This window comes from Achromobacter insolitus, assembly GCF_002209555.1.
GTDB classification, from domain to species: domain Bacteria; phylum Pseudomonadota; class Gammaproteobacteria; order Burkholderiales; family Burkholderiaceae_B; genus Achromobacter; species Achromobacter insolitus.
Window position 1 is genome coordinate 238,797 of record NZ_NJIF01000002.1, and the last position, 26,263, is coordinate 265,059.

Here is a 26,263-nt window from a genome sequence, read left to right on the forward strand (position 1 = left end):
CAAGCAATCTGGCCTAAGTAATTCGAGGTGCCGCCGGAGCGGGGGCCGCGTGGATCCGGCTCTGCCGGCCCGCAGCGGCGCCCCCCTGGGGGGAAGCGCCGCAGGCGCTTCGGGGCGGTCACATCCTCACGGGGATGCCCTGCCCAGCCATGAAGCGCTTGCACTCGCCCACGGTGTGCTGGCCGAAGTGGAAGATACTGGCGGCCAGGACCGCGCTGGCGCGGCCGGTGGTGACGCCGTCGGCCAGATGCTGCAGGTTGCCCACTCCGCCGGATGCGATCACGGGCACGGGCACGGCGTCCGAGACGGCGCGCGTGAGTTCCAGGTCGAAGCCGGACTTGGTGCCGTCCCGGTCCATGCTGGTCAGCAGGATTTCACCGGCGCCATAGGCGGCCATGCGGCGGGCCCAGGCCACGGCGTCCAGCCCGGTGGCCTTGCGGCCGCCGTGCGTGAAGACTTCCCAGCGGGCGGGTTCGCCTTCGGCCGACACGCGGCGAGCGTCGATGGCTACCACCACGCATTGCGAGCCGTGGTAGTCCGAGGCAGCCCGGACCAGCTCCGGATTGGCCACGGCGGCGCTGTTGATGCTGATCTTGTCGGCGCCCGCGTTCAGCAGGCGCTGGATGTCGGACACCTGGCGCACGCCGCCACCTACCGTCAGCGGAATGAAGACCTGCGACGCGACCTGCTCGATGATGGGCAGGATCAGGTCGCGGCCGTCGCTGGTGGCGGTGATGTCGAGGAAAGTGAGTTCGTCGGCGCCCTGTTCGTTGTAGCGCCGCGCGATTTCGACGGGGTCGCCGGCATCGAGCAGGTTGACGAAGTTCACGCCTTTGACGACGCGGCCCGCGGTAACGTCAAGGCAGGGAATGATGCGGCGGGTCAGCGCGCTTTGCGTGGGCGCGCTGCCCGCGGGGGTGCTGCTGGAGGTGGTCATTTTGCCAATTCGTCGGCGCGCGCCTGCGCTGCCTGGAAGTCGAGCGTGCCTTCGTAGATGCTGCGGCCGAGGATGGCGCCTTCGACGCCTTCTTCTTCGACGGCGCACAGGGCTTCGATGTCCTGGATGCCGGCGATGCCGCCCGACGCGTAAACGGGGATGCGCACGTGCTGGGCCAGGCGGACCGTGGCTTCGACGTTGACACCCGAGAGCATGCCGTCACGGCCGATGTCGGTGTAGATGATGGCTTCGCAGCCGTAGTCCTCGAACTTCTTGGCCAGGTCGAGCACGTCGTGGCGGGTGAGCTTGCTCCAGCCGTCGGTGGCGATCTTGCCGTCGCGGGCGTCCAGGCCGACGATGATCTGGCCCGGAAAGGCGCCGCAGGCGTCTTGCAGGAAGCCGGGGTTCTTGACCGCGGCCGTGCCGATGATCACGTAGGAGATGCCGGCGTCGAGATAGCGCTCGATGGTGTCGAGGTCGCGGATGCCGCCGCCGATCTGTACGGGGATGTCGTCGCCGACAGCGTCCAGAATCGCCTTGATGGGGGCTTCGTTCTTCGGTTTGCCGGCGACGGCGCCGTTCAGGTCGACCAGATGGAGGCGGCGCGCGCCTTGGTCCAGCCAGCGGTTGGCCATGGCGGCGGGGTCTTCAGAGAACACCGTTGCATCGTCCAGGTCACCCTGGCGCAGGCGCACGCAGCGCCCGTCTTTGAGATCGATGGCGGGGATCAGCAGCATGGTGGGCAGCGAAAAAATATAGGGGTTGAAAGGGCTGGCGGGCGTGGGCTCGGAGCCTACGGCTGCCAGTCTACAAAATTGCGATACAGGCGCAAACCGTGCTCGGCGCTCTTTTCGGGGTGAAACTGCACCGCGAAAATGTTAGCTGCCGCCACCGCGCAGGTAAAGGCGAGGCCATACTCGGTTTCACCAACAGTCAGCTCCGGATCTTCCGGGTCGGCGTAGTAGCTATGGACGAAATAGAAATGGGTGTCGTCCGGAATACCGGCCCAGATAGGATGAGAGCGCGTCTGGCGGACTTTGTTCCATCCCATGTGCGGAACCTTGAGGCGTTCGGGGCGGGTATCGGCCAGCCCGGCCGCGCCGGTGTCGGCCACGCAGGCGTCGTCGCTGCCCACGGGCTCCGCGAAACCCGGGCCCGAGAAGCGGCGCACCACGCCGCGGAACAGCCCCAGGCAGGACGTGCCGCCTTCCTCGCTGGAGTCGAACAGCATCTGTTCGCCCACGCAGACCCCCAGGAGGGGCTTTTCGCGCGCGGCGCGCACGACGGCGTCGCGCAGGCCGGATTCATTCAGGGTGCGCATGCAGTCCGCCATGGCGCCCTGGCCGGGAAACACGACGCGGTCGGCCGCGGCGATTTCCTGGGGCTGGCTGCAGATGCGGATGTCGGCATCGGGGGCGGCGTATTTCAGGGCGCGGGCGACGGAATGGAAATTGCCCATTCCGTAGTCGACGATGGCGATAGTGGTCACTTCTTTCTGCCTGCTGCGGGAGGGATGGCGGACGTTACAGCACGCCCTTGGTGGAGGGCACGACGTCGCCCATGCGCGGATCGACTTCCATGGCCATGCGCAGGGCGCGGCCACAGGCCTTGAAGACGGTTTCCGCCTGATGGTGGGCATTGACGCCACGCAGGTTGTCGATGTGCAGCGTGATCAGCGCGTGATTGACCAGGCCTTGGAAGAATTCGCGGGTCAGGTCCACGTCGAAATCGCCAATGCGGGCGCGGGTGAAGGGGATGTGGTATTCCAGGCCCGGACGGCCCGAGAAGTCCACCACCACACGCGACAGCGCTTCGTCCAGCGGCACGTAGGCGTGGCCGTAGCGGCGCAGGCCGGCCTTGGTGCCCACCGCCTTGGCAATGGCCATCCCCAGCGTGATGCCTACGTCTTCGACGGTATGGTGCGCGTCGATGTGCAGGTCGCCTTCCGCCTTGATGTCGAGGTCGATCAGGCCATGGCGCGCGATCTGGTCCAGCATGTGGTCCAGGAAGGGCACGCCGGTGTCGATCGTCTGCTTGCCGGTGCCGTCGAGATTGACGGCCACGCGGATGCGGGTTTCGTTGGTGTTGCGGGTGATCTCTGCGGTACGCATGTTAAGCACTCAAAATCTCTTGCAAGGCGGATAGCAAGGCGGCGTTTTCAGCCGGGGCGCCCACCGAGATGCGCAGGCAGTCGGCCAGCAGCGGATGGGCGTTGGAGAAGTTGCGAATCAATATTTTGCGCGTTTTCAGGGCAAGATGCACGGCGTTGCCGTCCAGCTTGCCGGAAAAGCGGGCAAGAACGAAGTTGCCGGCGGAAGGGAATACCCGCACGCCGGGCAACTGGGCCAGCGCGGCCGCCAGCGGCCCGCGGTCCGCGCGCAGGCGGGCGGCCTGTTCGTCCAGCACCGGCTTGTGCCGCAATACGGCGGACAGCGTGGCCTGCGTCAGCACGTCCAGGTTGTAGGGCGGGCGGACTTTATTCAGTTCCGCGATCCACGCCGGGTGGCCGGCCAGGTAGCCAAAGCGCAGGCCGGCCAGGCCTATCTTGGACACCGTGCGCATGACGACTACGTTGGGCGCGTCCAGCACCTGCGGCATCCAGGTGCGGTCCGCGAAAGGCTGGTAGGCCTCGTCCAGCACGACCAGGCCGGGAGCGGTGGCGATGATGGCCTGCACGTCCTCGTCGGACCAGAGGCCGCCCGTGGGGTTGTTGGGCACCGCCAGGAACACGACCTTGGGCTGATGTTCGCGGATGGCGGCCAGCATGGCCGGCAAATCCAGCGTCAGGTCAGTTGTCAGCGGCACGCCGATGAAGCGGGCGTGGTCGAAGCGCGCGGCCATGTCGAAGTAGACAAACGACGGCCAGGGCGAGAGCACTGCGTCGCCCGGATTGCAGCAGGCCTGGACGATGATGTGGATGAGCTCGTCCGAGCCATTGCCAAACAGCACGTCCGCCGCGTCGGGCACGCCGAAGGCGGCTTTCACGGCCTGCTCCAGCGCCGACAGATCAGCGGCGGGATAGCGGTTCAGCGGCGTGTCGCGCACGGCGCGGGCGATGTCCTCGCGTACTGCCTCGGGCAGCTCGTAGGGGCATTCCATGGCGTCGAGCTTGATACAGCCCTCGGCATTGGCCACGGGATACGCGGCCAGCTCGCGGATGTCCGCCCGGACGGTGCCGGCAATGCGGCCGGCGATGCCTGCCGCGGAAGCGGCGCTCACCGGACTGCCTTCGTGTGGCGCATTCCGGTAGTCGCCTTCGGGGCGGCCTGGCAGGCTCATGGCTGGTCGATCCGGTACTGGGCGCTGGCGGCATGCGCCTGCAGGCCCTCGCCCAGCGCCAGTTCGGCGGCGATGCGGCCCAGCTTCTGGGCGCCCTGATGCGAAACCTGGATCAGGCTGGATCGCTTCTGGAAATCGTAGACGCCCAGCGGCGACGAAAACCGGGCCGTGCGCGAGGTCGGCAGCACGTGGTTGGGGCCGGCGCAGTAGTCGCCCAGGGATTCGGAGCTGAAGCGGCCCATGAAGATCGCGCCGGCATGGCGGATCTGCGCGGTCCATTTCTCGGGATGCTCGGTGGAGATTTCCAGGTGTTCGGGCGCAATGTCGTTGGCGATCCGGCATGCCTCTTCGAGGTCCTGCACCAGGATCAGCGCGCCGCGGTTGGCCAGGCTGACGCGCAGGATGTCGGCGCGCGGCATGGTGGGCAACAGGCGTTCGATCGAGGCCTGGACTTCTTCGATGAAGGCGGCGTCCGGGCACAGCAGGATGGATTGGGCGAGTTCGTCGTGCTCGGCCTGCGAAAACAGATCCATGGCGATCCAGTCGGCCGGCGTCTTGCCGTCGCAGATGACCAGGATTTCGCTGGGGCCGGCAATCATGTCGATGCCGACCACGCCGAACACGCGGCGCTTGGCGGCGGCGACGTAGGCGTTGCCCGGGCCGACAATTTTATCGACGGCCGGCACGGTGGCGGTGCCGTAGGCCAGCGCGCCCACGGCCTGCGCGCCGCCGATGGCGAAGACGCGGTCCACGCCGGCGATCGCCGCGGCAGCCAGCACGATGGGATTGCGCGCGCCGTCGGGCGTCGGCGTGACCATGATCAGTTCCTGCACGCCCGCGACCTTGGCCGGAATGGCGTTCATTAGCACCGAGGACGGGTAGGCAGCCTTGCCGCCCGGCACGTACAGGCCCACGCGGTCGAGCGGCGTCACCTGCTGGCCCAGCATGGTGCCGTCCGCGTCGGTGTAGGTCCAGGTCTCGGCGCGCTGGCGTTCGTGATAGCTGCGCACGCGATCGGCGGCAGCTTCCAGCGCGTTGCGTTGCGCGGCCGGCAGCGCGGCCAGGGCAGCCTGCCATTCGGCTTTGGGGATCTCCAGCGTCTGGGCCGATGCGCCGGGCATGCGGTCAAAGCGCTGGGTGTATTCCACCAGCGCGGCATCGCCGCGGGCGCGCACGTCGGCCAGGATGCCGGCCGCGGCGCGGTCGATGGATTCGTCCTCGGTGGCCTCGAAGGCCAGCAGCGTGGACAGGGCGGATTTGAATCCGGGATCGCGGGAGTCGAGACGATTGATCAGGGCCATGGCGTCATGGGGCAAGCAGGTAGCGGCCGCCGCGCGTCGCGGCGGGCGAAGGTCAGGCGTTGCGGGAGGCGGCTCTCTCGAAGGCATCCAGCAACGGTTGCAGGCGGTCGCCGCGGGTCTTGAGGGCGGCCTGGTTGACGATCAGGCGCGAGGAGATCGGCATGATGTCTTCCACCGCGACGAGGTCGTTGGCGCGCAAGGTTCCGCCGGTGGACACCAGGTCCACGATGCAGTCGGCCAGTCCCACCAGCGGCGCCAGTTCCATCGAACCATACAGCTTGATGATGTCCACGTACACACCCTTGGCCGCGAAGTGTTCACGGGCTGACTGGACATACTTGGTGGCCACGCGCAGGCGCGCGCCCTGGTGGACGGCGCCTTCGTAGTCGAAGCCCTTGCGCACGGCCACGGCCAGGCGGCACTTGGCGATGTTCAGGTCGATGGGCTGGTACAGGCCGCCGGGCTGTTCCTTGGCGTGCTCGATGAGCACATCCTTGCCCGCGATGCCGAGGTCGGCCGCGCCATACTGCACGTAGGTGGGCACATCCGAGGCGCGCACGATGATCAGGCGCAGGCCGGGGTCGCTGGTGGGCAGGATCAGCTTGCGGGAGCTTTCGGGATTCTCGGGAACTTCAATGCCTGCCTCCGCCAGCAGGGGCATGGTCTCTTCGAAAATGCGCCCTTTGGACAGCGCCAGGGTCAGGGGGGGGATGACGGGGGCATTGTTCATCGCCGAGCCGCCTCAAGATAGACATTCCCCATCGGGGCGCAGTAAGCCGAAGGCGCAGCGTGGAGGCTATTACTTTTCATGCCTGTTCCTTGCCGGTAACGCGTTGGATGTTCGCGCCCAAGGCGCGCAGTTTGACTTCCATCTGGTCGTAGCCGCGGTCCAGGTGATAGATGCGGTCCACCAGGGTTTCACCGTCGGCCGCCAGGCCGGCGATGACCAGGCTGGCCGAGGCGCGCAGATCGGTGGCCATGACCGTGGCGCCCGACAGCTTCGGCACGCCGTGCACGATGGCGGTGTGGCCGTCGATGTCGATGTCCGCGCCCATGCGGCGCAGTTCCTGCACGTGCATGTAGCGGTTTTCGAAGATGGTCTCGACGATCACCGAGGTGCCTTCCGCCACGGCGTTCAGCGCCATGACCTGGGCCTGCATATCGGTGGCGAAGCCCGGGTATTCCAGCGTTCGAAAGCCCACGGCGCGGGGGCGCGAGGACATGGCGCAGCGGATCCAGTCCGGGCCGGTCTCGATGGCAAGGCCGGCTTCGGTCAGTTTGTTCAGGGTGGCGCCGAGGATGCCCGCGTCCGTGTTGCGCAGGACGATGTCGCCGCCGGCCGCGCCCACGGCGCACAGGAAAGTGCCGGCTTCGATGCGGTCGGAGATGACGCGGTGTTCGGCGCCATGCAGGCGATCCACGCCATCGATAACGATGCGGCCGGTGCCGTGCCCCTGGATGCGCGCACCCATTTTGATGAGCAATTCAGCCAGGTCCACCACTTCGGGTTCGCACGCGGCGTTCTCAAGCACGGTCTGGCCCTCGGCCAGTACCGCGGCCATCAGCAGGTTCTCAGTGCCGGTGACGGTGACCATGTCGGTGCGCACGGAGGCGCCCTTCAGGCGTTTGGCGCGGGCCACCACGAAGCCGTGTTCGATGCTGATTTCCGCGCCCAGTGCCGCCAGGCCTTTGATGTGCTGGTCCACCGGGCGCTGGCCGATGCTGCAGCCGCCGGGCAGGCTGACGCGGGCCTCACCGAAGCGCGCCAGGAGCGGACCCAGTACCAGGATCGAAGCCCGCATGGTCTTGACGAGTTCATAGGGGGCTTCCAGCTTGTCTACCTGGTTGGCCTGCAGCGTGACGGTGCCGTCCGCGCCGCGCTCGGCACGCATGCCCATGCGGCCCAGCAGGCGCAGCATGGTGGCCGTGTCGTTCAGGTGCGGCACGTTGCTCAGGGAGAGCGCGTCGGAGGTCAGCAGGCCGGCGCACAGGATGGGCAGGGCCGAATTCTTGGCGCCGGAGATGGAGATTTCGCCGTGCAGGCGCGAACCTCCGGTGATGCGTAGCTTGTCCATTATTTGCCTGCTTGCTGGTATTCGGCGGGAGTCAGGGTGCGCATGGACAGAGCATGGATCTCGGCCTTCATGCGGTCGCCGAGGGCGGCATAGACCAATTGATGGCGCTGGATGAGACGCTTGCCTTCGAAGGCGGTGCTGACGATGACCGCGTCGAAATGCGAGCCGTCGCCTTGCACGTCGAGATGTTCACAGGGCAGGCCGTCCGCGATGTATTGGCGGACTTGCGCGGGAGTGGGAAGCATGGACGTCAGTTCCTGAGTTTGTAGCCGCTGGCCAGTAGCCGCAGCGCATAGAGCGATAGCGCGAGGAACACCCCCGTCACCACCGCCAGGCTGCGCCAGGGGGAGACGTCCGACACCGAGAAGAATCCGTAGCGGAAACCGTCGATGGTGTAGAAGATGGGGTTCCAGTGGGACACGCCCTGCCAGAAGGCGGGAAGCGTATGGATGGAATAGAACACGCCGGACAGGAAGGTGGCCGGCATGATGAGGAAATTCTGGAAGGCGGCGAGCTGGTCGAATTTTTCGGACCACAGGCCGGCGATCAGGCCCAGCACGCCCATGATGCCGCAGGCCAGCACCGCGAAGACGGCCAGCCACAGCGGGTGGGCCGGAATCAGCGACACAAAGAACAGCGCCACTACCCACACGCACAGTCCGACCGCGAGGCCGCGCACGATCGCCGCCAGCACATAGGCGGCGAAGATGTCCCGGTGCGACAGCGGGGGCAGCAGCATGAAGACCAGGTTGCCCGTGATGCGGCTCTGGATCAGCGAGGACGAGGGGTTGGCGAAGGCATTCTGCAGCATGCTCATCATCATGAGCCCGGGAATCAGGAACGCCGTGTAGGGCACGCTGCCGTACACCATGACGCGCCCTTCCAGCACGTGGGCGAAGACCAGCAGGTACAGCAGGGCCGTGATGACGGGCGCGGCGATGGTCTGGAAGCTGACCTTCCAGAAGCGCAGCAGTTCCTTGCGCAGCAAGGTCGGGAAGCCGGACCCCGCATCCAGGCGGGGTTGCACCAGCGGCTGGCTGGCGGTCGCTGCGGGCTGGGTCATGACGAGATCTCTTCGGGTTCCAGGGCGGGCGCGGGCTTCTCGTCGCCTTCGTGCATGATGCGCACGAAGGCGTCTTCGAGATCGACCCCGCCGACGCGGGCCATCAAGGCCTGGGTGGTGTCCAGGGCCACGACGCGGCCGCGCTTGAGCATGGCGATGCGGCCGCACAGGGCTTCCGCTTCTTCCAGGTAGTGGGTGGTCAGCATGATGGTGTGGCCGGCCTTGTTCAGGCGCGAGATGAACTCCCACAGCGTGCGCCGCAGGTCCACGTCCACGCCGGCGGTGGGCTCGTCCAGCACGATCACGGGCGGTCGGTGCACCAGCGCCTGCGCCACCAGCACGCGGCGCTTCATGCCGCCGGACAGCGCCCGCATATTGGAGTTGGCCTTGTCGGCCAGCCCCAGGTTGAACAGGATTTCATCGATCCAGTCGTCGTTCTTGCGCAGGCCGAAATAGCCGGACTGAATGCGCAAGGTCTCGCGCACCGTGAAGAACGGGTCGTAGACCAGCTCTTGCGGCACCACGCCCAACGCCCGTCGCGCCGACTTGTAGTCGGCCACGACGTCATACCCACAGACCGTGGCGCGGCCCGAGGTCGCGTGCGCCAGGCCCGCCAGGATCGAGATCAGCGTGGTCTTGCCGGCGCCATTGGGGCCGAGCAGGCCGAAAAACTCGCCGTGCTCGATGTTCAGGCTGACATCGTTCAGCGCCTGGAAGCCGGCGGCGGGCGCGCGACCCAGCAGCTTCTGCCAGCCGCGCTGGCGCGGGGAGTAGATTTTGGAGACGTTTTCTAGACTGACGGCGGACATGACGGGGGGAGATGGCCCGAAAAGAGCGAATTGATCATTATATAAGCGCGTCGCTGCCGTTCCGGCCGGTAGCCCTGGCATTCCCCCGGGTATCCAGATGGTCTGTCCCTAAAAGAATCGGCCCGGCGGGCCACTGGGGCGCGCCGGGCCGCGACAGCCGCAAGGCCGATCATTGGTTGCGTTGGTTCAACGCCTTGATCAGGCCGTCTATGCCGTCGCGGTTGATCTGCTGCGCGAACTGGTTGCGGTAGTTCTCGATGAGCCAGATGCCTTCGACGTTCATGTCATAGATCTTCCAGCCTTGGGCCGTCTTTTCCAGGCGGTAGTCGACGCCCACCGGCTGGTCGTTGCCCTGGGAGATCAGGGTGCGCACGACCACGTCGTCGGCTTTGGGATCGCCGCGGAACGGCAGTGCGCGCACCGTGGTGCTGGACGTGACGCGGGTCAGCGCGCCGCTGTAGGTGCGCACCAGCGTGCCGCGGAAGGCCTCGGCCAGTTCCTTTTTCTGCACATCGGTGGCCTGGCGCCAGTAGCGGCCGGTGGCCAGGCGCGTGGTCTTCTGGAAGTTGACGTAGGGCAGGATGTGCTCGTTGACGACCTGGTTGATGCGGGCGGTGTTGCCGGCTTTGACGGCGCCGTCGGCCTTCAGCACGTCCAGGGCTTCATTGGCAGCGGCGAGCACGAATTGCTCGGGAGGGCCGTTGGGGTCGGGTTTGGCCTGCACGCCCGCGGTCAGGCCCAGGCCCAGGAGGCCCGCGAAAACCAGACGCTGCAGCAGGGAAACAAAGGAAACTCGCATCAAAACTCCTTACTTGCACTGATGACGCAACGCTGCGGCTTACTTGGCCGCAGGTTGCGCCGCGGGTTGCGCGGCCGGCTGGGCAGCCGGTTGCGCAGCGGGGGCGGCATCGTCCTCGTCGTCTTCATAGTTGGGCAGCGTGGACTCGTCGTCCACCTTCTGGCCCAGCACCATGGCGGCGCGGCGTTGCAGATAGGCGTCGCGCACGAAGCTGTAGGGATCGAGCGCAACGCGGTCGATCGTGTCGGTGGCGCTCAGCAGGCTGGCGCGGGTGTCGACCACGCGCAGACCCCACAGCGAGTTGCGCAGGCGGACGTTGTCGATGGAGTCCACGCCCATGTAGCCGTAGGTCGTGCCGGCGTAGTCGCCCATCAGGCCGACGCCGTCGCGTACGGACGACGAGCCGAAGAACGGCAGCACCAGATACGGACCCTGGCTGAAGCCCCAGACGCCCAGCGTCGTGCCGAAGTCGTTCGGAATGCGGCGCGCGCCATTGGCCGAGGCAACGTCGAAGCAGCCGCCCACGCCCATGGTGGTGTTGAACAGGAAGCGGCCCAGCGTGTTGACGAAGTCGTGGCCGCGGCCTTGCAGGAAGCTGTTGGCGCCGGACCAGAGGTCGCCGACGTTGCTGAAGATGTTGTGCACGCAGCTGCGCACCGGCTGCGGCGTGACGAAGGTGTAGGCCTGCGCCACCGGCTTGAAGACGGCGCGGTCGACCGTATCGTTGAACTTGTAGACGCCCCGGTTGAAGCCTTCCCAGGGGTCGCGGGGATCCGGGTTCTGCGGCGCGGCGCAGCCTGCCATCAGCGCGCCCGCGGCGGCGACGGTGGCAATCCTGCAAATAGCTTTCTTATTCATGATCAGGGCATCCCTATCAACGATTCTTATGATATTGCGTACCTTGGACGCGCAGCTGTTACCGCGTCTGTCGCATTGTCTTTAATTTGGCGTTTTCGCGGCGGGTTCCGGCGCGTTCGAGCCTTGCTTCTCCGCCGACCCGTACAGGAACTGGCTGATCAGTTGTTCAAGCACCACGGCACTTTGCGTGTAGCGGATCTTGCCGCCGTCGGCAAAGTTTTCCTCTTCGCTGCCCGCGGTCAGGCCCAGGTACTGTTCGCCCAGCAGGCCAGACGTCAGGATGGACGCCGAAGTGTCCTTGGGGAACTGGTAGGCCGTTTCCAGGTTGACCGAAACGATCGCCTGGAAGGTCTTGTCATCGAACGAGATACCGGCAACCCGGCCCACGACGACCCCGGCGCTCTTGACGGGCGCGCGCACCTTGAGGCCGCCTACGTTATCGAAGTTGGCCGTCAGCGTATAGGTCGGAGCGAAAGAAAAGGTGCTCAAGTTGCCGGCACGCAACGCCAGGAATGCCAGCGCGACCGCGCCCAGCAATACAAACAGGCCTACCCAGAAGTCGGTTTTTTCGCGAGACATGATCGATCCGTATCAATTTCCAAACATCAAGGCGGTGAGCAGGAAGTCCAGCCCAAGTACCGCCAGGGAGCCCACCACCACGGTGCGCGTGGTCGCGCGGGCAACGCCTTCAGGGGTGGGTTTGGCCTGCCAGCCTTCGTAGAGCGCGACCAGCGTCACCGTGACGCCGAAGACCAGGCTCTTGATGACGCCGTTGGCCACGTCGGCCCAGACGTCCACGCCGTTCTGCATCTGCGACCAGAACGCGCCGGCGTCCACGCCTATCATGAGCACGCCCACGACCCAGCCGCCCAGTATGCCCACCATGGAGAACACCGCCGCCAGGATGGGCATGGCGATGATGCCGCCCCACAGGCGTGGCACCAGCACGCGTCGTATGGGGTCCACGGCCATGACTTCCATGGCCGCGAGTTGTTCGCCGGCCTTCATCAGGCCGATTTCCGCCGTGAGCGATGTGCCCGCGCGGCCCGCGAATAGCAGTGCCGTGACCACGGGCCCCAGTTCGCGCACCAGCGACAGGGCTACCAGCAGGCCCAGCGCTTCTTCGGAGCCATAGCGGTTCAGCGTGTAATAGCCCTGCAGGCCCAGCACGAAGCCCACGAACATGCCGGACACGGCGATGATCAGCAGCGAATAGTTGCCGATGAAATGGACCTGCTGCGACACCAGGCGCGGACGCGACAGCGCTATGCCGCTGCGCGCCAGCATGGCGCCGAAGAACCGGGTGAAGTAGCCGATGCCGGAAACGCGGGTGCGTACCCAGCCGCCCAGCGCGCCGATGGCATTGTTGGATCCGCTCATGCGCGGCGGCCCTCCTGTTGCGAAAGCCACTTCTTGAAAGCGGGCGTTTCCGGGTATTGGAACGCGACCGGGCCGTCGGGCTCCCCTTTGAGGAACTGCTGCACGTAGGGGTCCTGCGAGGCCGATAGCGTTTCCGGCGTGCCTGCGGCGGCAAGCTTGCCCTGGCCGACCAGGTACACCTGGTCCGCGATGGAAAAGGATTCCTGCACGTCGTGCGTAATCAACACCGAGGCGCAGCCGAGACGGTCGGCCAGGCTGCGGATCAGGCGGGCGGTAATGCCCAGCGAGATCGGGTCCAGCCCGGCAAACGGTTCGTCGTAAAGAATGAGTTCGGGCTCCAGCACCACGGCGCGGGCCAGGGCTACGCGTCGGGCCATGCCGCCGGAGATCTCCGCCACTTTGAGATGCGCGGCTGCGCGCAGGCCCACGGCGTCGAGCTTGTCCAGCACGCGCTCGGTGACTTCCGGTTCCGCCAGTTGCGTGTGTTCGCGCAGCGGGAACGCCACGTTTTCGAACACGTTCAGGTCGGTGAATAGCGCGCCTTGCTGGAATAGCACGCCCATGCGCGTGCGCAGCGATTGCAGTTCGGCGCGGGTGACGTTGGCCATGTCCTGGCCGAAGGCCAGCACCCGGCCCCGCTGCGCGGTGAGCTGACCGGTGGCCGCGCGTAACAGCGTGGTCTTGCCGGAACCCGAGCCGCCCATGATGGCGACCACCTGGCCGGCGCGCACGTCCATGGAGATATCGCGCAAGACGGTGAAATCACCGTAGCCTAGCGCCACACCTTCCAGGCGCAGGGCGAATTCCGTGGTCTTGCTGGTTTGAGCGGGCATGGGCAACGAAAGGGTGTTTCGGCGGCGGAGCTTGCCCTGCTGTCCGGTCGACGCGTCCGGCAATGCATGCGGCCGGCGCGGCGAAGACAGGCGGCGTCGGGAAGCGCCCTGTTACTCATATGCCAGGGGCGAGGTCGGGCCTGCGCTCCCAGCGGCGAGGCGCCATTGTAGCCCGCCGCTACGCAATCACAACGCGGGGGGGCGTTAGTGGAACAGTGTTTTCGGTTGCGGGAACAATACGCTCAGCGGCGAGCCTGCGCCGTAGCGGTCTCGCGCGCCAGTCGCCGGACCAGGTCGGCGGTGGTCTCGCGTCGCGCCAGCGGGGCTCCCTGGCCGGCCCACAGGGACAGCACTTCGGTGTCGCCCGCCTTGCCGCCTGCCGTGCGCATGGGACGCGTCAACGCATTCTGCAACGGGTACGGCAGGATGTCGGCCGCGATGGCGTCGGCCTCGCGCATGAAGGCGTTTTCGATGCCGCGGGCCGGTCTCCCCGAAAAGGCCCGGGTTACGCGGGATTGCTCCGCCCGGGAGGCGGGCAAGAGGGCCTTGTAGGCTTCATTGATGCCGGATTCCTCGGTGGTCAGGAAGGCCGTCCCCATTTGTGCCAGATCGGCGCCCAGGGCCAGCGCGGCAGCGATGCCACGGCCGTCCATGATGCCGCCAGATGCAATAACGGGGACGGAAACCGCATCGACCACTTGGGGTACCAGCGCCATGGTGCCGATCAGCGATTCCTCGAAACCGCCCAGGAATGTGCCGCGGTGGCCCCCGGCTTCGGCACCCTGCGCGACGATGGCATCCACGCCGTCCTGCTCGAGCGCGACCGCTTCGCGCACCGTGGTCGCGGTGCCCACGGTCAGAATGCCCAGTTCGCGGCAGCGCGCGATGGCGGCGGCCGGCATGCGGCCGAAAGTAAAGCTGAAGACGGCCGGACGCACGCGCAGGATGGCTTCGATCTGTTCCCGCAAGGGGTCCGCCTGCGGGCCCGGCGCGGTGGGAGGCGTCAGCCCCAATTGCTGGTGGTAGCGCGCCATCAGCGCCAGCATTCGATCCGTGTCGCCGCGCACGGGTTCTTGCGGCACCGACGCGAACAGATTGATGGCGAATGGCAGCGGCGTGCGCGCGCGAATGTCGCGCGCGGCCGCTTCGATCTGCTCGGGGCTCATGTAGGCCGCCCCGAGCGACCCCAGGACTCCCGCCTTCGATGCTTCGGATACCAGCTCCACCGTCGTGGCGCCGCCAGCCATGGGGGCCTGGACGATGGGATGGTGCAGCTTGAGCAGATCAATCAGACGGGAAGCCATGGAAGTACTCCTGGAAGGTTACTGAAGCTGGATGTTTCCAGCCTTGATGACGTGGGCCCACTTCTCGGTTTCGCTCTTGATGAAAGCGCCGAATTCCTCGGGCGTCCCGCCGCCGGCCTGGCTGCCGGTGTCGGCAATGGCCTTCTGCACATCCGGTTCCTTCAGGATGCGGTTGAACTCGGCGTTCAGCTTGGCGATGATGGGCGCGGGCGTGCCGGCCGGGGCGACGATGCCCTGCCAGTTATAGGACTCGAAGCCCGGCAGTCCGGATTCGGCCATGGTGGGCACGTCGGGCAACACGGCCAGGCGCTTGGCGGACGTGACCGCGATGGGGTGGATCTTGGCGCCCTGGATCGCGGGCAGCGCTGAATAACCCATCTCGAACATCATCGAGATATGGCCGCCCATGAGGTCGGTTGCCGCCAGGCTGCCGCCCTTGTAGGGGACGTGGACGATGTCTATCTTGGCCTGTTCGCGGAACATTTCGCCCGACAGGTGGTGGGCGCCGCCCACGCCGGACGAGCCGAAGGACAGCTTGCCGGGTTCCTTTTTGGCCAGCGCGATCAGATCCGCAAGCGTCTTCACGGGCAGGTCGTTATTCACGCTCAGCACCAGCGGGCTGTTCTCGATCAGGATGATGGGGGCCAGATCCTTTTGCGGATCGTAGGGCATGTCCTTCATCAGCGTCGGGTTGACCGCCATGGGCGCCAGATTGCCCGTGCCTATGGTGTAGCCGTCCGGCGCGGCGCGCGCGATCAGGTTGGTTCCGACCACGCCGCCCGCGCCTGCCTTGTTCTCGACCACAATGGGTTGGCCGAGCGTATCACCCAGCTTGCGCGCGAGCAGGCGTACCCGGGTATCGGCGAAGCCGCCCGGCGCGTAGGGAACGATCATGGTGATGGGCTTGGCCGGCCAATCAGCGGTCTGGGCCTGGGCGGCGCCACTGAAAGCGGCAGCCGCCGCCAGGACGGCAATCAGGGGGCGTAACGGTTTCATCCAGATGACTCCTAGTTAGTTATGGTTCTGGTGCGCGCAGCCCCGCGGGCCGCTCGCGATCGCATTATGCCCAGCGCCATTGCCATCTGTCGTGATCTTTCCCAAACGCCATGCGGACAATGCCAGCAGCGCGGCGCTGGCCGCCAGCGCTTGTGGCAGGTCCGCGCCCCAGTGCGCTGCCCAGGACGCCGCCAGCGGACCCAGGATCTGGCCGGCGGCAAAGGCCGCGGTCATCAGGGCGGCTGCGCGCGGTCCCGACGCGCCCGCCGCACGCCTGGCCGCCAGCATGCCCGCTTGCGTGATCACCATGAAGGTGCCGCCCACCAGCACGGCGGCCAGGATCACGGCGGCAATGTGGTGCCACACGGCGACGGTCAGCATGCCCAGCGCCATCAGGGCCTGCGCGGCGCGCCAGATTTGCACGCTGTCGCCGCCCCGCGCCAGCCGCGGCACCAGCAGGCAGGACACCGCGGCCGCCAGGCCGAAGAGCGGCCAGGCCCAGCCAAAGATGGCCGGGTCGGGAATGATTTCCTTGGCCATCGCGGGCAGGAAGGTGGCGGGAATGATGTAGCCGACCCCGAAAGCGCCATAGTGCAGCGCCAGGGCGGGGATAACCCGCGGCAGCCGGGCGGCGGGCGCTGCGCTTGCCTTCCGCGCAGGGGTTGGCGCAGCCTGGCGGCGCAGTCCCGGCCAGGCTGCCGCGGACAGCGCCAGCGCCAAGCCGCCCAGGACCATCCAGACCGTGTCGGCGCGCGCGTCCCACGCCGCCAGCGCCAGACAGGCCAGCCCCGTCAGCGCAATGCCCGCGCCCACCCCGGCGTAGGTCACGGCGGATGCCTCGGCTTCGCGGGGATCGCCCGCCGGCACCGCCCGCCACGCTGCCACGCAGATGAAGGCGCTGGCGCTGGCGTAACCGGCGGCCAGGCGCAGGGCGCACCACGCCGCCATGTTGTGCCAGAGCGGCATGGCAAGGGTGAGCAGTGCAACCGCCAATAGGCTCATCGCCAGTGCGCCGCGTGGCCGGCGGATGGGCCAGGCCACGGCGGCCAGCGCGCCCAGCAGGTAGCCCGCATAGTTCGCCGAGGCCAGCCAGCCTCCCTCGGAGAGCGACAGGCCGGCCTCTTGCGCCATCAAGGGCCAGACAGGCGTGAATGCAAACCGGCCGATCCCCATGGCGGCCGCCAAGGCCAACGCCGCCGGCCATGCCAGGGCCGCGGCGCTGCGCGAGTGGGAGACGGAAGGGTAAATGGGCGTTGACATGACCCCTACTCTACGGCTGTACTAATATCTTTAATAGTGAATTATTAAGAACTTGAGTTCTTGAAATGAGAAATTTGGATCTTGATGCGTTGCAGATTTTCAAGGCGGTCGCCGACCAGGGCGGGGTGGCGCGCGCCGCGGCGCACCTGAATCGCGTGCAGTCCAATGTGTCGACGCGGCTCAAGCAATTGGAAGCTTCGCTGGAGGCCCCGCTGTTCCGGCGGCAGAATCGCCGGTTGGTGCTGTCGGACCAGGGGCGCGTGCTGTTGTCCTACGCGGACCGCCTGCTGCGGCTGGCTGACGAGGCTCAGGCCGCCGTGCGCGACGGTTCTCCGCAAGGCGTGCTGCGCATTGGCACCATGGAGAGCACGGCGGCTGCGCGCCTGCCCCCTATTCTGGCGGCCTATCACGCGGCCTGGCCGCAGGTACGGATTGAACTCGTGACCGGCACGTCGGCGGCGCTGGCGGCCAAAGTGCGCAGCTACGAGATCGAGGCGGCGTTCGTGGCCCAGCCCTTTCCGTCCGAAGGACTGGCGGCCGTGGATGCGTTCAAGGAGGAACTGGCGTTGATTTCGCCGCTGGCCTGGGACCCCATTGCAAGTCCCCGCGATCTGGGCGACCGCAGCGTCATTGCATTCGCGTCGGGATGCTCATACCGGCGCATCCTGGAATCCTGGTTGAACCAGGAAGGTATCGCCCCGGGCAAGGTGATGGAATTCGCGTCGTATCACGCTATCGTCGCCTGCGTGGCGGCGGGATCGGGCGTGGCTATCGTGCCGCGTTCCGTGCTGGCGGTGCTGGGGGCGGAGCATACCGTGCGCGTCGGCGCCCTGTCCGGCTCGCATGGCCGGGCCCTCACCCAGCTGGTCTGGCGCGCCGACGACGACACGCCAGCCTTGCAGGCCCTGCGGCACAAACTCCAGGCGCTGCAAGGCTGAGGAAGGCCGCGCACTGCGCGCGGCCTTGAGGCGTGCGCTTCAGAAGCGGTAGCCGACGCCCAGCGTCGCCACCCATGGGTCGATGCGGGCGGTGCCGATGTGTTGGCCGTCCAGCTTTACCTTGGAGCGGATGTCGATGTAGCGGATATCCGCGTTCATGAACCAGCGGTCGTTGATCTTGAAGTCCGCGCCCAGTTGCGCCGCGACGCCCCAGGAGTCGCCCAGCTTCAGGTCCGAACCCTTGAGGGCGCCTTCCGCCTTGGTGTCGAAGAAGTGGGTGTAGTTGATGCCCACGCCGATGTACGGCTGGATCATGCTGTCGGGCAGGATGTGCCATTGCAGGCTGAGGGTCGGGGGCAATTGCTTGGTGGAGCCGATCTTGCCCAGGCCGCTGCCGCTGACGTCATGCTGGAAGGGCCAGGCGCCCAGCAGTTCGATACCGATATTGCGCGTGGCCATGTAGGTCAGCGTGAAGCTGGGCCGCACATTGTTGTTCACGTCCAGGCCGACGCTGCCATTGAGCACGGTGCCGTTGTTGGAGGAGGGGCGGACCTGCGTCACGCCGACCTTGAACAGCACGTCGCCTGCTTCGTGGGCGTGCGCGGGGGCGGCGAGCGTGCCGGCAGCGATCAGTCCGGCAATGGCGGTGGCGCGGATACGCCCGTTCAGCGAAAACATTCTCTTCTCCGATCTTTCCAGTGGTTGAGACCACAGGTTCTCAAACCTGGCGTCCGGCCCGCTTGATGTGTGTCAAATCGTGAAAAGACCGCAATCGAAAAGTGGTTATGCTGCAACAGGCCAGCGCTGCCTGGGCGGCGGCAAACAAAAAAATCGCCGCCGGCGCATGCGCTCGGCGGCGATCTTCTGGCTGAAGCCAGGTGGCGGGAATCAGCGCGGCAGTTCGCTGCTGCCCATCAGGAAGGCGTCCACGGAGCGCGCGCATTGGCGGCCTTCGCGGATGGCCCAGACCACCAGGGACTGGCCGCGGCGCATGTCGCCGGCCGTGAAGACCTTTTCGACATTGGTGCGGTAGTCGTCGGTATTGGCGCGCACGTTGCCACGCGCATCGCGATCCACGCCGAAGGCGTCCAGCACTGTCTGAACCGGGGATACGAAGCCCATGGCCAACAGCACCAGATCGGCCTTGATCTCGAATTCCGAGCCTTCGACCTCTCGCATTTTCATCTGGCCGGTGGCTTCGTCCTTGAACCATTCGACGCGCGCGCCGACCAGCTTTTCGACCTTGCCGTTGCTGCCCGCAAGCAGCTTGGTGGTCACCGACCAGTCGCGCTCGCAGCCTTCCTCGTGCGAGGAGGACGTGCGCATCTTGAGCGGCCAGTACGGCCACGTCATGGCCTTGTTTTCGGACTCCGGCGGCTGAGGCATCAATTCGAACTGCGTGACCGAGGCCGCGCCATGTCGGTTGCTGGTGCCGACGCAGTCGGAGCCGGTGTCGCCACCGCCGATCACCACCACGTGCTTGCCTTTGGCCAGCGTCTGGTTGGTAAGCCGGTCACCCGCCACCGCCTTGTTCTGCTGGCGCAGGAAATCCATGGCGAAATACACGCCCGAGAGCTCACGGCCAGGCACCGGCAGGTCGCGCGGGGTTTCCGAGCCGCCGCTCATCACCACGGCGTCGAACTCGGCCAGCAGCGATTCCGGCGTGCGGACGGTCAGGCCGTCGGCCACGGGGTCGCTGGGATTGCCAATGTAGGTCGACGGCGCGAACTCCACGCCTTCGGCTTCCATCTGCGAGATGCGACGGTCGATCTGGTGCTTTTCCAGTTTGAAGTCGGGGATGCCGTAGCGCAGCAGGCCGCCGATGCGGTCGCTCTTTTCGAACAGCGTCACCGAGTGGCCAGCGCGGGCCAGCTGCTGCGAGCAAGCCAGGCCGGCAGGGCCGGAGCCCACCACCGCGACCTTCTTGCCGGTCTTGCGAGCCGGCACCTGCGGCGAGACCCAGCCTTCGGCCCAGCCCTTGTCGATGATCGCGTGCTCGATTGACTTGATGCCCACGGCGTCGCTGTTGATGTTCAAGGTACAGGCGGCTTCGCACGGCGCCGGGCAGATGCGGCCGGTGAACTCGGGGAAGTTGTTGGTGGAGTGCAGCACGTCCAGCGCGCGCTTCCAGTCCTGCCGGTACACCAGGTCATTCCAGTCCGGGATGATGTTGTTGACCGGGCAGCCGTTGTTGCAGAACGGGATGCCGCAGTCCATGCAGCGCGCCGCTTGCTGCTTGGCCTGATCGTCGCTCAGGTGCAGCACGAATTCACGCCAGTTCTTCAGCCGCTTCTGCGGGGCCTCGGAGGCCTCCTGCAGACGCTGAAATTCCATAAAGCCGGTTATCTTTCCCATGGTATCCCTCACGCAGCCAGTTGTTGCGGGTTGGCTGCACGCCACATTTCACCCAATGCGCGGCGGTAGTCCGTCGGCATGATTTTCACGAATTTGCCGCGCGAGGCTTCCCAGTCGCCCAGGATTTCGCGGGCGCGGAAGCTGCCGGTGTAGCGGAAGTGGTCTTCCACCAGGCGGCGCAGGATGGCTTCGTCCGTTTCGCGTTCACCGCCGCGCTGCGCGCTGTGCCAGACGTCGATGTTGTTCTGGGCGACCTGCTCGGCGTGCGGCACGATGCTTTCCAGTTCAACCATGGACAGGTTGGCGCGTTGCTTGAGCGTGCGCTCCGGATCCCACACGTAGGCCACGCCGCCGGACATGCCGGCCGCGAAGTTGCGGCCCGTGGCGCCCAGTACCACGACGGTGCCGCCGGTCATGTATTCGCAGCCATGGTCGCCCGTGCCTTCCACGACGGTGGCGGCGCCCGAGTTGCGAACCGCGAAGCGTTCACCAGCCACGCCGTTGAAGAAGGCTTCGCCCGCCAGCGCGCCATACAGCACGGTATTGCCAGCGATGATGTGATCGGGGCCGAAACCGCGGAAGTCATTGGGCGAGCGCACGATGATGCGGCCGCCCGACAGGCCCTTGCCGACGTAGTCGTTGCCTTCGCCCACCAGGTCCATCGTGATGCCATGGGCCAGGAATGCGCCGAAGCTCTGGCCGGCGGTGCCGTTGCATTGGATGTGGATGGTGTCGTCCGGCAGGCCGTCATGGCCGTAGCGCGCAGCCACCGCGCCCGACAGCATGGCGCCGATGGTGCGGTTGCGGTTGCGTACCGGCACGATGAACGAAACCTTTTCGCCGCGCTCCAGCGCGGGCTTGCTGCGTTCGATCAGCTGGTGATCGAGCGCGCCGGCCAGGCCATGGTCCTGCTCTTCGGTCTGGCGCACTGCCGCGTCGGACTGGGTCTGATGGAACACGCGGGCGAAATCCAGGCCCTGGGCCTTCCAGTGTTCCACGCCCGAACGCATGTCCAGCAGATCGGCGCGGCCGATCAGGTCGTCGAACTTGCGGATGCCCAGCTGGGCCATGATTTCGCGGACTTCCTCGGCGATGAAGAAGAAGAAGTTCACGACGTGCTCGGGCTTGCCCTGGAATTTCTTGCGCAGGACGGGGTCTTGCGTGGCCACGCCCACCGGGCAGGTGTTCAGGTGGCACTTGCGCATCATGATGCAGCCTTCGACGACCAGCGGAGCGGTCGCGAAGCCGAATTCGTCAGCGCCCAGCAGCGCGCCGATGACGACGTCGCGGCCGGTCTTCATCTGGCCGTCGGCCTGCACGCGGATGCGGCTGCGCAGGCGGTTCAGCACCAGCGTCTGCTGCGTTTCAGCCAGGCCCAGTTCCCAGGGCGTGCCCACGTGCTTGATGGACGACACCGGCGAGGCACCCGTGCCGCCGTCATGGCCGGCGATCACGACGTGGTCGGCCTTGGCCTTGGCCACGCCTGCTGCCACGGTGCCCACGCCCACTTCGGATACGAGCTTGACCGAGACCGAAGCCTTGGAATTCACGTTCTTCAGATCGTGGATCAGCTGGGCCAGGTCTTCGATGGAATAGATGTCATGGTGCGGCGGGGGCGAAATCAGGCCCACGCCGGGGACCGAATAGCGCAGCTTGGCGATGTATTCCGACACCTTGTGGCCGGGCAACTGGCCGCCTTCGCCGGGCTTGGCGCCCTGCGCCATCTTGATCTGGATCTGGTCGGCGGACGACAGGTACTCGGCGGTCACGCCGAAACGGCCCGAGGCCACCTGCTTGATCTTGGAACGCAGCGAGTCGCCCTTCTTCAGTTCGACGTCCGCTTCGATGCGGTCCGAGCCCAGCACGGACGCCAGCGTGTCGCCGTCCTTGATGGTGCTCTTGCCTTCACGCATTTCGGCGCGGTAGCGCAGTTCGTCCTCGCCGCCTTCGCCGGTGTTGGACTTGCCGCCGATGCGGTTCATGGCCACGGCCAGCACCGAGTGCGCTTCGGTGGAGATCGAGCCCAGCGACATTGCGCCCGTGGCGAAGCGCTTGACGATTTCCTTGGCGGGTTCAACGTCGTCCAGCGGAATCGCCCGAGACGGGTCGAAGCGGAACTCGAACAGGCCGCGCAGGGTCATGTGACGACGGCTCTGGTCGTTGATGATCTGCGCGTACTCCTTGTACGTGCGGTAGTTGTTGGCGCGCGAGGCGTGTTGCAGCTTGGCGATGGAATCCGGCGTCCACATGTGCTCTTCGCCGCGCACGCGATAGGCGTATTCGCCGCCCGCGTCCAGGTCGTTGGCCAGCACCGGATCGGTGCTGAAGGCGGCGCGGTGCTGGCGCAGCGCTTCTTCGGCCACCTGGAAGATGCCGATGCCCTCGATGTTGGAGGCAGTGCCGGTGAAGTACTTGTTCACCAGGGCGGTCTGCAGGCCCACGGCTTCGAAGATCTGCGCGCCCGTGTAGGACATGTACGTGGAAATGCCCATCTTGGACATGACCTTGTTCAAGCCCTTGCCGATTGCCTTGATGAAGTTCTTGACCGCCTTTTCGGGGTCGTTCATCTTGCCCAGCGATTCCAGCGCCAGGTAGGGGTGGATGGCTTCGGCGCCGTAGCCGCCCAAGAGGGCGAAGTGATGGACTTCACGCGCCGAGCCGGTTTCCACGACCAGGCCGGTATTGGTGCGCAGGCCGGCGCGGATCAGGTGCTGGTGGACCGCGGACGTCGCCAGCAGCGCGGGGATGGCCACGCGTTCGCTGTCGACCAGCCGGTCGGACACGATCAGGATGTTGTAGCCGCTGCGAACCGCGTCGACGGCGCGCGCGCACAGCGCGGCCACGCGGGCTTCAATGCCTTCGGGGCCCCAGGCGGCGGGATACGTGATGTCCAGCTCAAAGCTGCGGAACTTCTTGCCCGTGACCTGCTCGATGTCGCGGATCTGCGCCATGGCGGCGAAGTCCAGCACCGGCTGGGAGACTTCCAGGCGCAGCGGCGGATTGACGTTGTTGATGTCCAGCAGGTTGGGCTTCGGCCCGATGAACGACACCAGTGACATCACCAGCTGTTCGCGGATGGGGTCGATCGGCGGGTTCGTGACTTGCGCGAACAGTTGGCGGAAGTAGTTGTAGAACGGCTTGGCGCGGTCGGACAGCACGGCCAGCGGCGCGTCGTTGCCCATCGAGCCGATGACTTCCTCGCCTGTCGTGGCCATGGGTTCCAGGATGAACTTGTAGTCTTCCTGGGTCCAGCCGAAGGCCTGCTGGCGGTCCAGCAACGATACGGACGACTGCGTGGCGACGGCGGCCTGGCGCGGGGCCGGCAGCGATTCCAGCTTGATCTGCAGGCGTTCGATCCATTGGCGGTACGGACGGCTGTTGGCCAGTTGCAGCTTGATCTCGGCGTCGTCGATGATGCGGCCCTGTTCCAGGTCGATCAGGAACATCTTGCCGGGCTGCAGGCGCCACTTCTTGATGATGCGGTTTTCGGGGATCGAGAGCGTGCCGGCTTCCGAGGCCAGGATGACCATGTCGTCATCGGTGACCAGGTAGCGGGCCGGGCGCAGGCCGTTGCGGTCCAGCGTGGCGCCGATCTGGCGGCCGTCGGTGAACGCGACCGCGGCGGGGCCGTCCCAGGGCTCCATCATGGCTGCGTGGTATTCGTAGAAAGCGCGGCGGCTTTCGTCCATCTGCGTATGTTGTTCCCAGGCTTCCGGGATCATCATCATCATGGCGTGGGCCAGCGAGTAGCCCGAGTTCACCAGCAGTTCGAGGCAGTTGTCGAACGTTGCGGTGTCCGACTGGCCTTCGTAGACGATGGGGTACAGCTTCTTCAGGTCCTCGCCCAGCACGGCCGACTGCATCATGCCTTCGCGGGCGCGCAGCCAGTTGAAGTTGCCCTTGACCGTGTTGATTTCGCCGTTGTGCGCAATCATGCGGTACGGGTGGGCCAGCGGCCAGGCCGGGAAGGTGTTGGTCGAGAAGCGTTGGTGCACCAGCGCCAGCGCCGACACCGTGCGCGGGTCGGCCAGGTCGCGGTAGTAGCGGCCGACCTGGTCGGCCAGCAGCAGGCCCTTGTAGACCACGGTGCGCACCGAGGCCGAGGGCACGAAATATTCCTTGCCGTGCGCCAGGTGCATGTTCTGGATGGCGTGGCTGGCGGTCTTGCGGATGACGTACAGCTTGCGCTCCAGCGCGTCCGGCACCATCACGTCGGCGCCGCGGCCGATGAACAGCTGGCGGATCACCGGTTCGCAGGCACGCACGGCGGGCGACATCGGCATGTCGACGTCCACCGGCACGTCGCGCCAGCCCAGGACGACCTGGCCTTCGGCACGCACGGAGCGCTCCAGTTCCTGTTCGCAGGCCAGGCGCGACGCCGTTTCCTTGGGCAGGAACACCATGGCGACACCGTACTCGCCGGGAGGCGGCAGGGTAATGCCCTGGTGGCCGAGTTCGTCGCGGTAGAGCGTATCGGGGATCTGGATCAGGATGCCCGCGCCGTCGCCCATCAGCTTGTCCGCGCCGACCGCACCGCGGTGGTCCAGGTTTTCGAGGATCTTCAGACCCTGCTGGATGATCGCGTGGCTTTTCTTGCCCTTGATGTGGGCCACGAAGCCGACGCCGCAAGCGTCATGTTCGTTCTTGGGGTTGTACAGGCCCTGCGCGGAAGGCAGCCCGATGCGGCTGGCATCGATGGGGGTCGCCTTGGGCGGGGGACAGGAGTCGATCGGGGTAATTTGGGGCATGGCGCGCTCCGCAGTGGGCCTGCGTCGTAATGTTGCAGTGCAGGAGACGGACAATACCCCCGACACGAGTAGGGTGCAATAGGAATAAATAGGGTGTGTCCCTATTTATAATTCGGATGTGTCATTGGCAAGAAATTCGGTGACGCATCAAGAGCCGCGCCACACGGGCTTTGCCAAGGGGGTCTGCACCAAGTGGGTGCGGCCGCAGCAGCCAAATGGTCATTTTTGGCTTTATACGTCCCTATTTAATCAAGCGCTTTCAGTGCATTTTGGAGTCGCCGGCCGTTGCGTAAATGCAAAGGTGCGCCATTGAAAATGCGGAACCCGCCGGAGAGGCGGGTTCAAGGTCAGGATGAGGTCGACGTGGGAGTTGTCGACGGAGGCGACGAGTTCGGCTCTGTGTCGGCGGGTGTCGCGGCGGCAGGCTTTTTGCGCGGACGTCCGCGCTGGCCCGGGGCGACCCGGCGGCTCGCGGTATGGGCGAGGCTGGCAATGAAAGCGGGACCGCCCAGTGCCCATTGTCCGGAGACCGCCTGGTCGATGCGCTGGGTTTCCTCGCGCGACAGGCCGTCCTGCAGACGTTTGCGGTAGTTGGCTTGGCGGTCAAACGGGGTGTTGCCACAGGCCCAGTAGTCCGCGTGATCCGACTGCCATTGCGCGGGGGCCGCGGTGGTGTTGCCGGTATGGCTGGAAGCCGAGGACCAGGGCCAGGAATCGGGATCCTGGGAGGCGCCGCTGCGCACCGGATAGGTTTCGAGCCAGACCAGGGAAGGCAGCACCCAGGCGCCCGGCTCCAGCAAGGCGGAGCGGTAGCGTCCCGCGAAGACCCGGCCACCACGCAGGCGCGCGGCCAGGTTGCGGCCCAGCGTCTGCATCAGGCGCGGCAGGCCTTCCTCGTCCGCGGGCGTGGCCAGCAGCAAGATGCGGTCGTTGGCCAGCAGCCAGCCGTGAACCGAGACCCGATGGCGTTGGGCGGATTCGCCCAGCCACGTGGCTAGCTGGTTCAGGATGTCGGCCGGCGCGGGTTGCGACGGCGCCGCCAGCGGCTGGATGAAATTGGCCTGCACCAGTTGGGGCAGCCCAGGGGCGTACAGACGGGGCAGACGGGCCATAGTGTCAGGACTTGCGTATCTGGAAGAACGGGTTGTCTTCGCTCACGGTATATAAATAGTGCCACGGTGGGCGCCGGTCAAGTCCCGTGATCATGGTCGGGGCATGAAATCGCTTTTTTTTCTGCCGTTCGTACCCCATAAAGCCCAGGTTAACATTCGGCGACGGAACGTCGTACCGTGGGTATCCCCTAGTCCGCGGACGTTTTTTCCCATCTA

24 protein-coding genes are annotated in these 26,263 nt (G+C 66.2%); 1 reads left to right on the plus strand and 23 read right to left on the minus strand.

The window, feature by feature from the left end; translation table 11 throughout:
* Positions 1 to 118: 118 nt before the first annotated feature.
* The 19 genes from hisF to CEY08_RS06710 form a co-directional block, all read right to left on the minus strand.
* Positions 119 to 937: an imidazole glycerol phosphate synthase subunit HisF gene (hisF, locus tag CEY08_RS06620; protein ID WP_076816999.1), complete on the minus strand. Its 819-nt coding sequence runs from the start codon at positions 935 to 937 to the stop codon at positions 119 to 121.
* Positions 934 to 1,674: a 1-(5-phosphoribosyl)-5-[(5-phosphoribosylamino)methylideneamino]imidazole-4-carboxamide isomerase gene (gene hisA / locus CEY08_RS06625; protein WP_008160451.1), complete on the minus strand. Its 741-nt coding sequence runs from the start codon at positions 1,672 to 1,674 to the stop codon at positions 934 to 936. The genes hisF and hisA overlap by 4 nt, the downstream gene beginning before the upstream one ends.
* Positions 1,675 to 1,730: 56 nt before the next feature.
* Positions 1,731 to 2,426: an imidazole glycerol phosphate synthase subunit HisH gene (gene hisH, locus CEY08_RS06630; RefSeq protein ID WP_076817001.1), complete on the minus strand. Its 696-nt coding sequence runs from the start codon at positions 2,424 to 2,426 to the stop codon at positions 1,731 to 1,733.
* A gap of 34 nt (positions 2,427 to 2,460) precedes the next feature.
* Positions 2,461 to 3,048 (minus strand): imidazoleglycerol-phosphate dehydratase HisB, encoded by a 588-nt coding sequence (gene hisB / locus CEY08_RS06635; RefSeq protein WP_042795706.1) that lies wholly within the window; start codon positions 3,046 to 3,048, stop codon positions 2,461 to 2,463.
* A 1-nt stretch (position 3,049) separates the two neighbouring features.
* The gene (gene hisC / locus CEY08_RS06640; RefSeq protein WP_232033778.1) at positions 3,050 to 4,216 is read right to left on the minus strand and encodes a histidinol-phosphate transaminase; all 1,167 of its coding nucleotides are present in this window, start codon (positions 4,214 to 4,216) and stop codon (positions 3,050 to 3,052) included.
* The gene (hisD, locus tag CEY08_RS06645) at positions 4,213 to 5,517 is read right to left on the minus strand and encodes a histidinol dehydrogenase (RefSeq protein WP_063639208.1); all 1,305 of its coding nucleotides are present in this window, start codon (positions 5,515 to 5,517) and stop codon (positions 4,213 to 4,215) included. Before hisD ends, hisC begins: the two co-directional genes overlap by 4 nt.
* A gap of 52 nt (positions 5,518 to 5,569) precedes the next feature.
* Positions 5,570 to 6,247, minus strand: a complete 678-nt coding sequence (gene hisG, locus CEY08_RS06650) for an ATP phosphoribosyltransferase (protein WP_042795705.1) — start codon at positions 6,245 to 6,247, stop codon at positions 5,570 to 5,572.
* A 76-nt stretch (positions 6,248 to 6,323) separates the two neighbouring features.
* Positions 6,324 to 7,592 (minus strand): UDP-N-acetylglucosamine 1-carboxyvinyltransferase, encoded by a 1,269-nt coding sequence (murA, locus tag CEY08_RS06655; RefSeq protein WP_076817006.1) that lies wholly within the window; start codon positions 7,590 to 7,592, stop codon positions 6,324 to 6,326.
* Positions 7,592 to 7,837, minus strand: a complete 246-nt coding sequence (locus tag CEY08_RS06660; RefSeq protein ID WP_013390953.1) for a BolA family protein — start codon at positions 7,835 to 7,837, stop codon at positions 7,592 to 7,594. The genes murA and CEY08_RS06660 overlap by 1 nt, the downstream gene beginning before the upstream one ends.
* 5 nt (positions 7,838 to 7,842) lie before the next feature.
* The gene (locus tag CEY08_RS06665) at positions 7,843 to 8,655 is read right to left on the minus strand and encodes an ABC transporter permease (protein ID WP_042795704.1); all 813 of its coding nucleotides are present in this window, start codon (positions 8,653 to 8,655) and stop codon (positions 7,843 to 7,845) included.
* On the minus strand, positions 8,652 to 9,464 hold the full coding sequence (locus CEY08_RS06670; protein ID WP_063639210.1) for an ABC transporter ATP-binding protein: 813 nt from the start codon (positions 9,462 to 9,464) through the stop codon (positions 8,652 to 8,654). Before CEY08_RS06670 ends, CEY08_RS06665 begins: the two co-directional genes overlap by 4 nt.
* A gap of 169 nt (positions 9,465 to 9,633) precedes the next feature.
* Complete coding sequence (locus CEY08_RS06675) at positions 9,634 to 10,263, minus strand: MlaC/ttg2D family ABC transporter substrate-binding protein (protein ID WP_063639211.1); 630 nt, start codon at positions 10,261 to 10,263, stop codon at positions 9,634 to 9,636.
* A gap of 39 nt (positions 10,264 to 10,302) precedes the next feature.
* The gene (locus CEY08_RS06680; protein WP_042795702.1) at positions 10,303 to 11,121 is read right to left on the minus strand and encodes an MlaA family lipoprotein; all 819 of its coding nucleotides are present in this window, start codon (positions 11,119 to 11,121) and stop codon (positions 10,303 to 10,305) included.
* An 81-nt stretch (positions 11,122 to 11,202) separates the two neighbouring features.
* Positions 11,203 to 11,700 (minus strand): outer membrane lipid asymmetry maintenance protein MlaD, encoded by a 498-nt coding sequence (gene mlaD, locus CEY08_RS06685; RefSeq protein WP_042795701.1) that lies wholly within the window; start codon positions 11,698 to 11,700, stop codon positions 11,203 to 11,205.
* 12 nt (positions 11,701 to 11,712) lie between these two features.
* Positions 11,713 to 12,501, minus strand: a complete 789-nt coding sequence (gene mlaE, locus CEY08_RS06690) for a lipid asymmetry maintenance ABC transporter permease subunit MlaE (RefSeq protein WP_042795700.1) — start codon at positions 12,499 to 12,501, stop codon at positions 11,713 to 11,715.
* On the minus strand, positions 12,498 to 13,334 hold the full coding sequence (locus tag CEY08_RS06695; protein WP_042795699.1) for an ABC transporter ATP-binding protein: 837 nt from the start codon (positions 13,332 to 13,334) through the stop codon (positions 12,498 to 12,500). Before CEY08_RS06695 ends, mlaE begins: the two co-directional genes overlap by 4 nt.
* Positions 13,335 to 13,576: 242 nt before the next feature.
* Positions 13,577 to 14,638 carry an NAD(P)H-dependent flavin oxidoreductase gene (locus tag CEY08_RS06700; RefSeq protein ID WP_076817008.1) on the minus strand — a complete coding sequence of 354 codons (1,062 nt, stop codon included), beginning with the start codon at positions 14,636 to 14,638 and terminating at the stop codon, positions 13,577 to 13,579.
* Positions 14,639 to 14,656: 18 nt separating this feature from the next.
* A complete protein-coding gene (locus CEY08_RS06705; protein WP_063639213.1) occupies positions 14,657 to 15,634 on the minus strand; it encodes a Bug family tripartite tricarboxylate transporter substrate binding protein in 978 nt (325 codons plus the stop codon).
* Positions 15,635 to 15,649: 15 nt separating this feature from the next.
* Complete coding sequence (locus CEY08_RS06710; protein WP_076817010.1) at positions 15,650 to 16,894, minus strand: YbfB/YjiJ family MFS transporter; 1,245 nt, start codon at positions 16,892 to 16,894, stop codon at positions 15,650 to 15,652.
* 65 nt (positions 16,895 to 16,959) lie between these two features.
* On the opposite strand from CEY08_RS06710, the gene CEY08_RS06715 reads away from it, so the two are divergent.
* Entirely contained in the window at positions 16,960 to 17,832 is an 873-nt protein-coding gene (locus CEY08_RS06715; protein WP_042795698.1) for a LysR family transcriptional regulator, read from the plus strand.
* A gap of 39 nt (positions 17,833 to 17,871) precedes the next feature.
* Here the strand turns inward: CEY08_RS06715 and CEY08_RS06720 are convergent, their stop codons facing one another.
* From CEY08_RS06720 to CEY08_RS06735, 4 genes are all read right to left on the minus strand, one after another.
* Complete coding sequence (locus CEY08_RS06720; protein WP_063639215.1) at positions 17,872 to 18,510, minus strand: OmpW/AlkL family protein; 639 nt, start codon at positions 18,508 to 18,510, stop codon at positions 17,872 to 17,874.
* A 210-nt stretch (positions 18,511 to 18,720) separates the two neighbouring features.
* The gene (locus tag CEY08_RS06725; protein WP_063639216.1) at positions 18,721 to 20,187 is read right to left on the minus strand and encodes a glutamate synthase subunit beta; all 1,467 of its coding nucleotides are present in this window, start codon (positions 20,185 to 20,187) and stop codon (positions 18,721 to 18,723) included.
* Positions 20,188 to 20,195: 8 nt separating this feature from the next.
* On the minus strand, positions 20,196 to 24,935 hold the full coding sequence (locus CEY08_RS06730) for a glutamate synthase-related protein (protein ID WP_042795697.1): 4,740 nt from the start codon (positions 24,933 to 24,935) through the stop codon (positions 20,196 to 20,198).
* Between the two features lie 347 nt (positions 24,936 to 25,282).
* Complete coding sequence (locus CEY08_RS06735; RefSeq protein ID WP_076817012.1) at positions 25,283 to 26,047, minus strand: hypothetical protein; 765 nt, start codon at positions 26,045 to 26,047, stop codon at positions 25,283 to 25,285.
* Positions 26,048 to 26,263 lie beyond the last annotated feature (216 nt).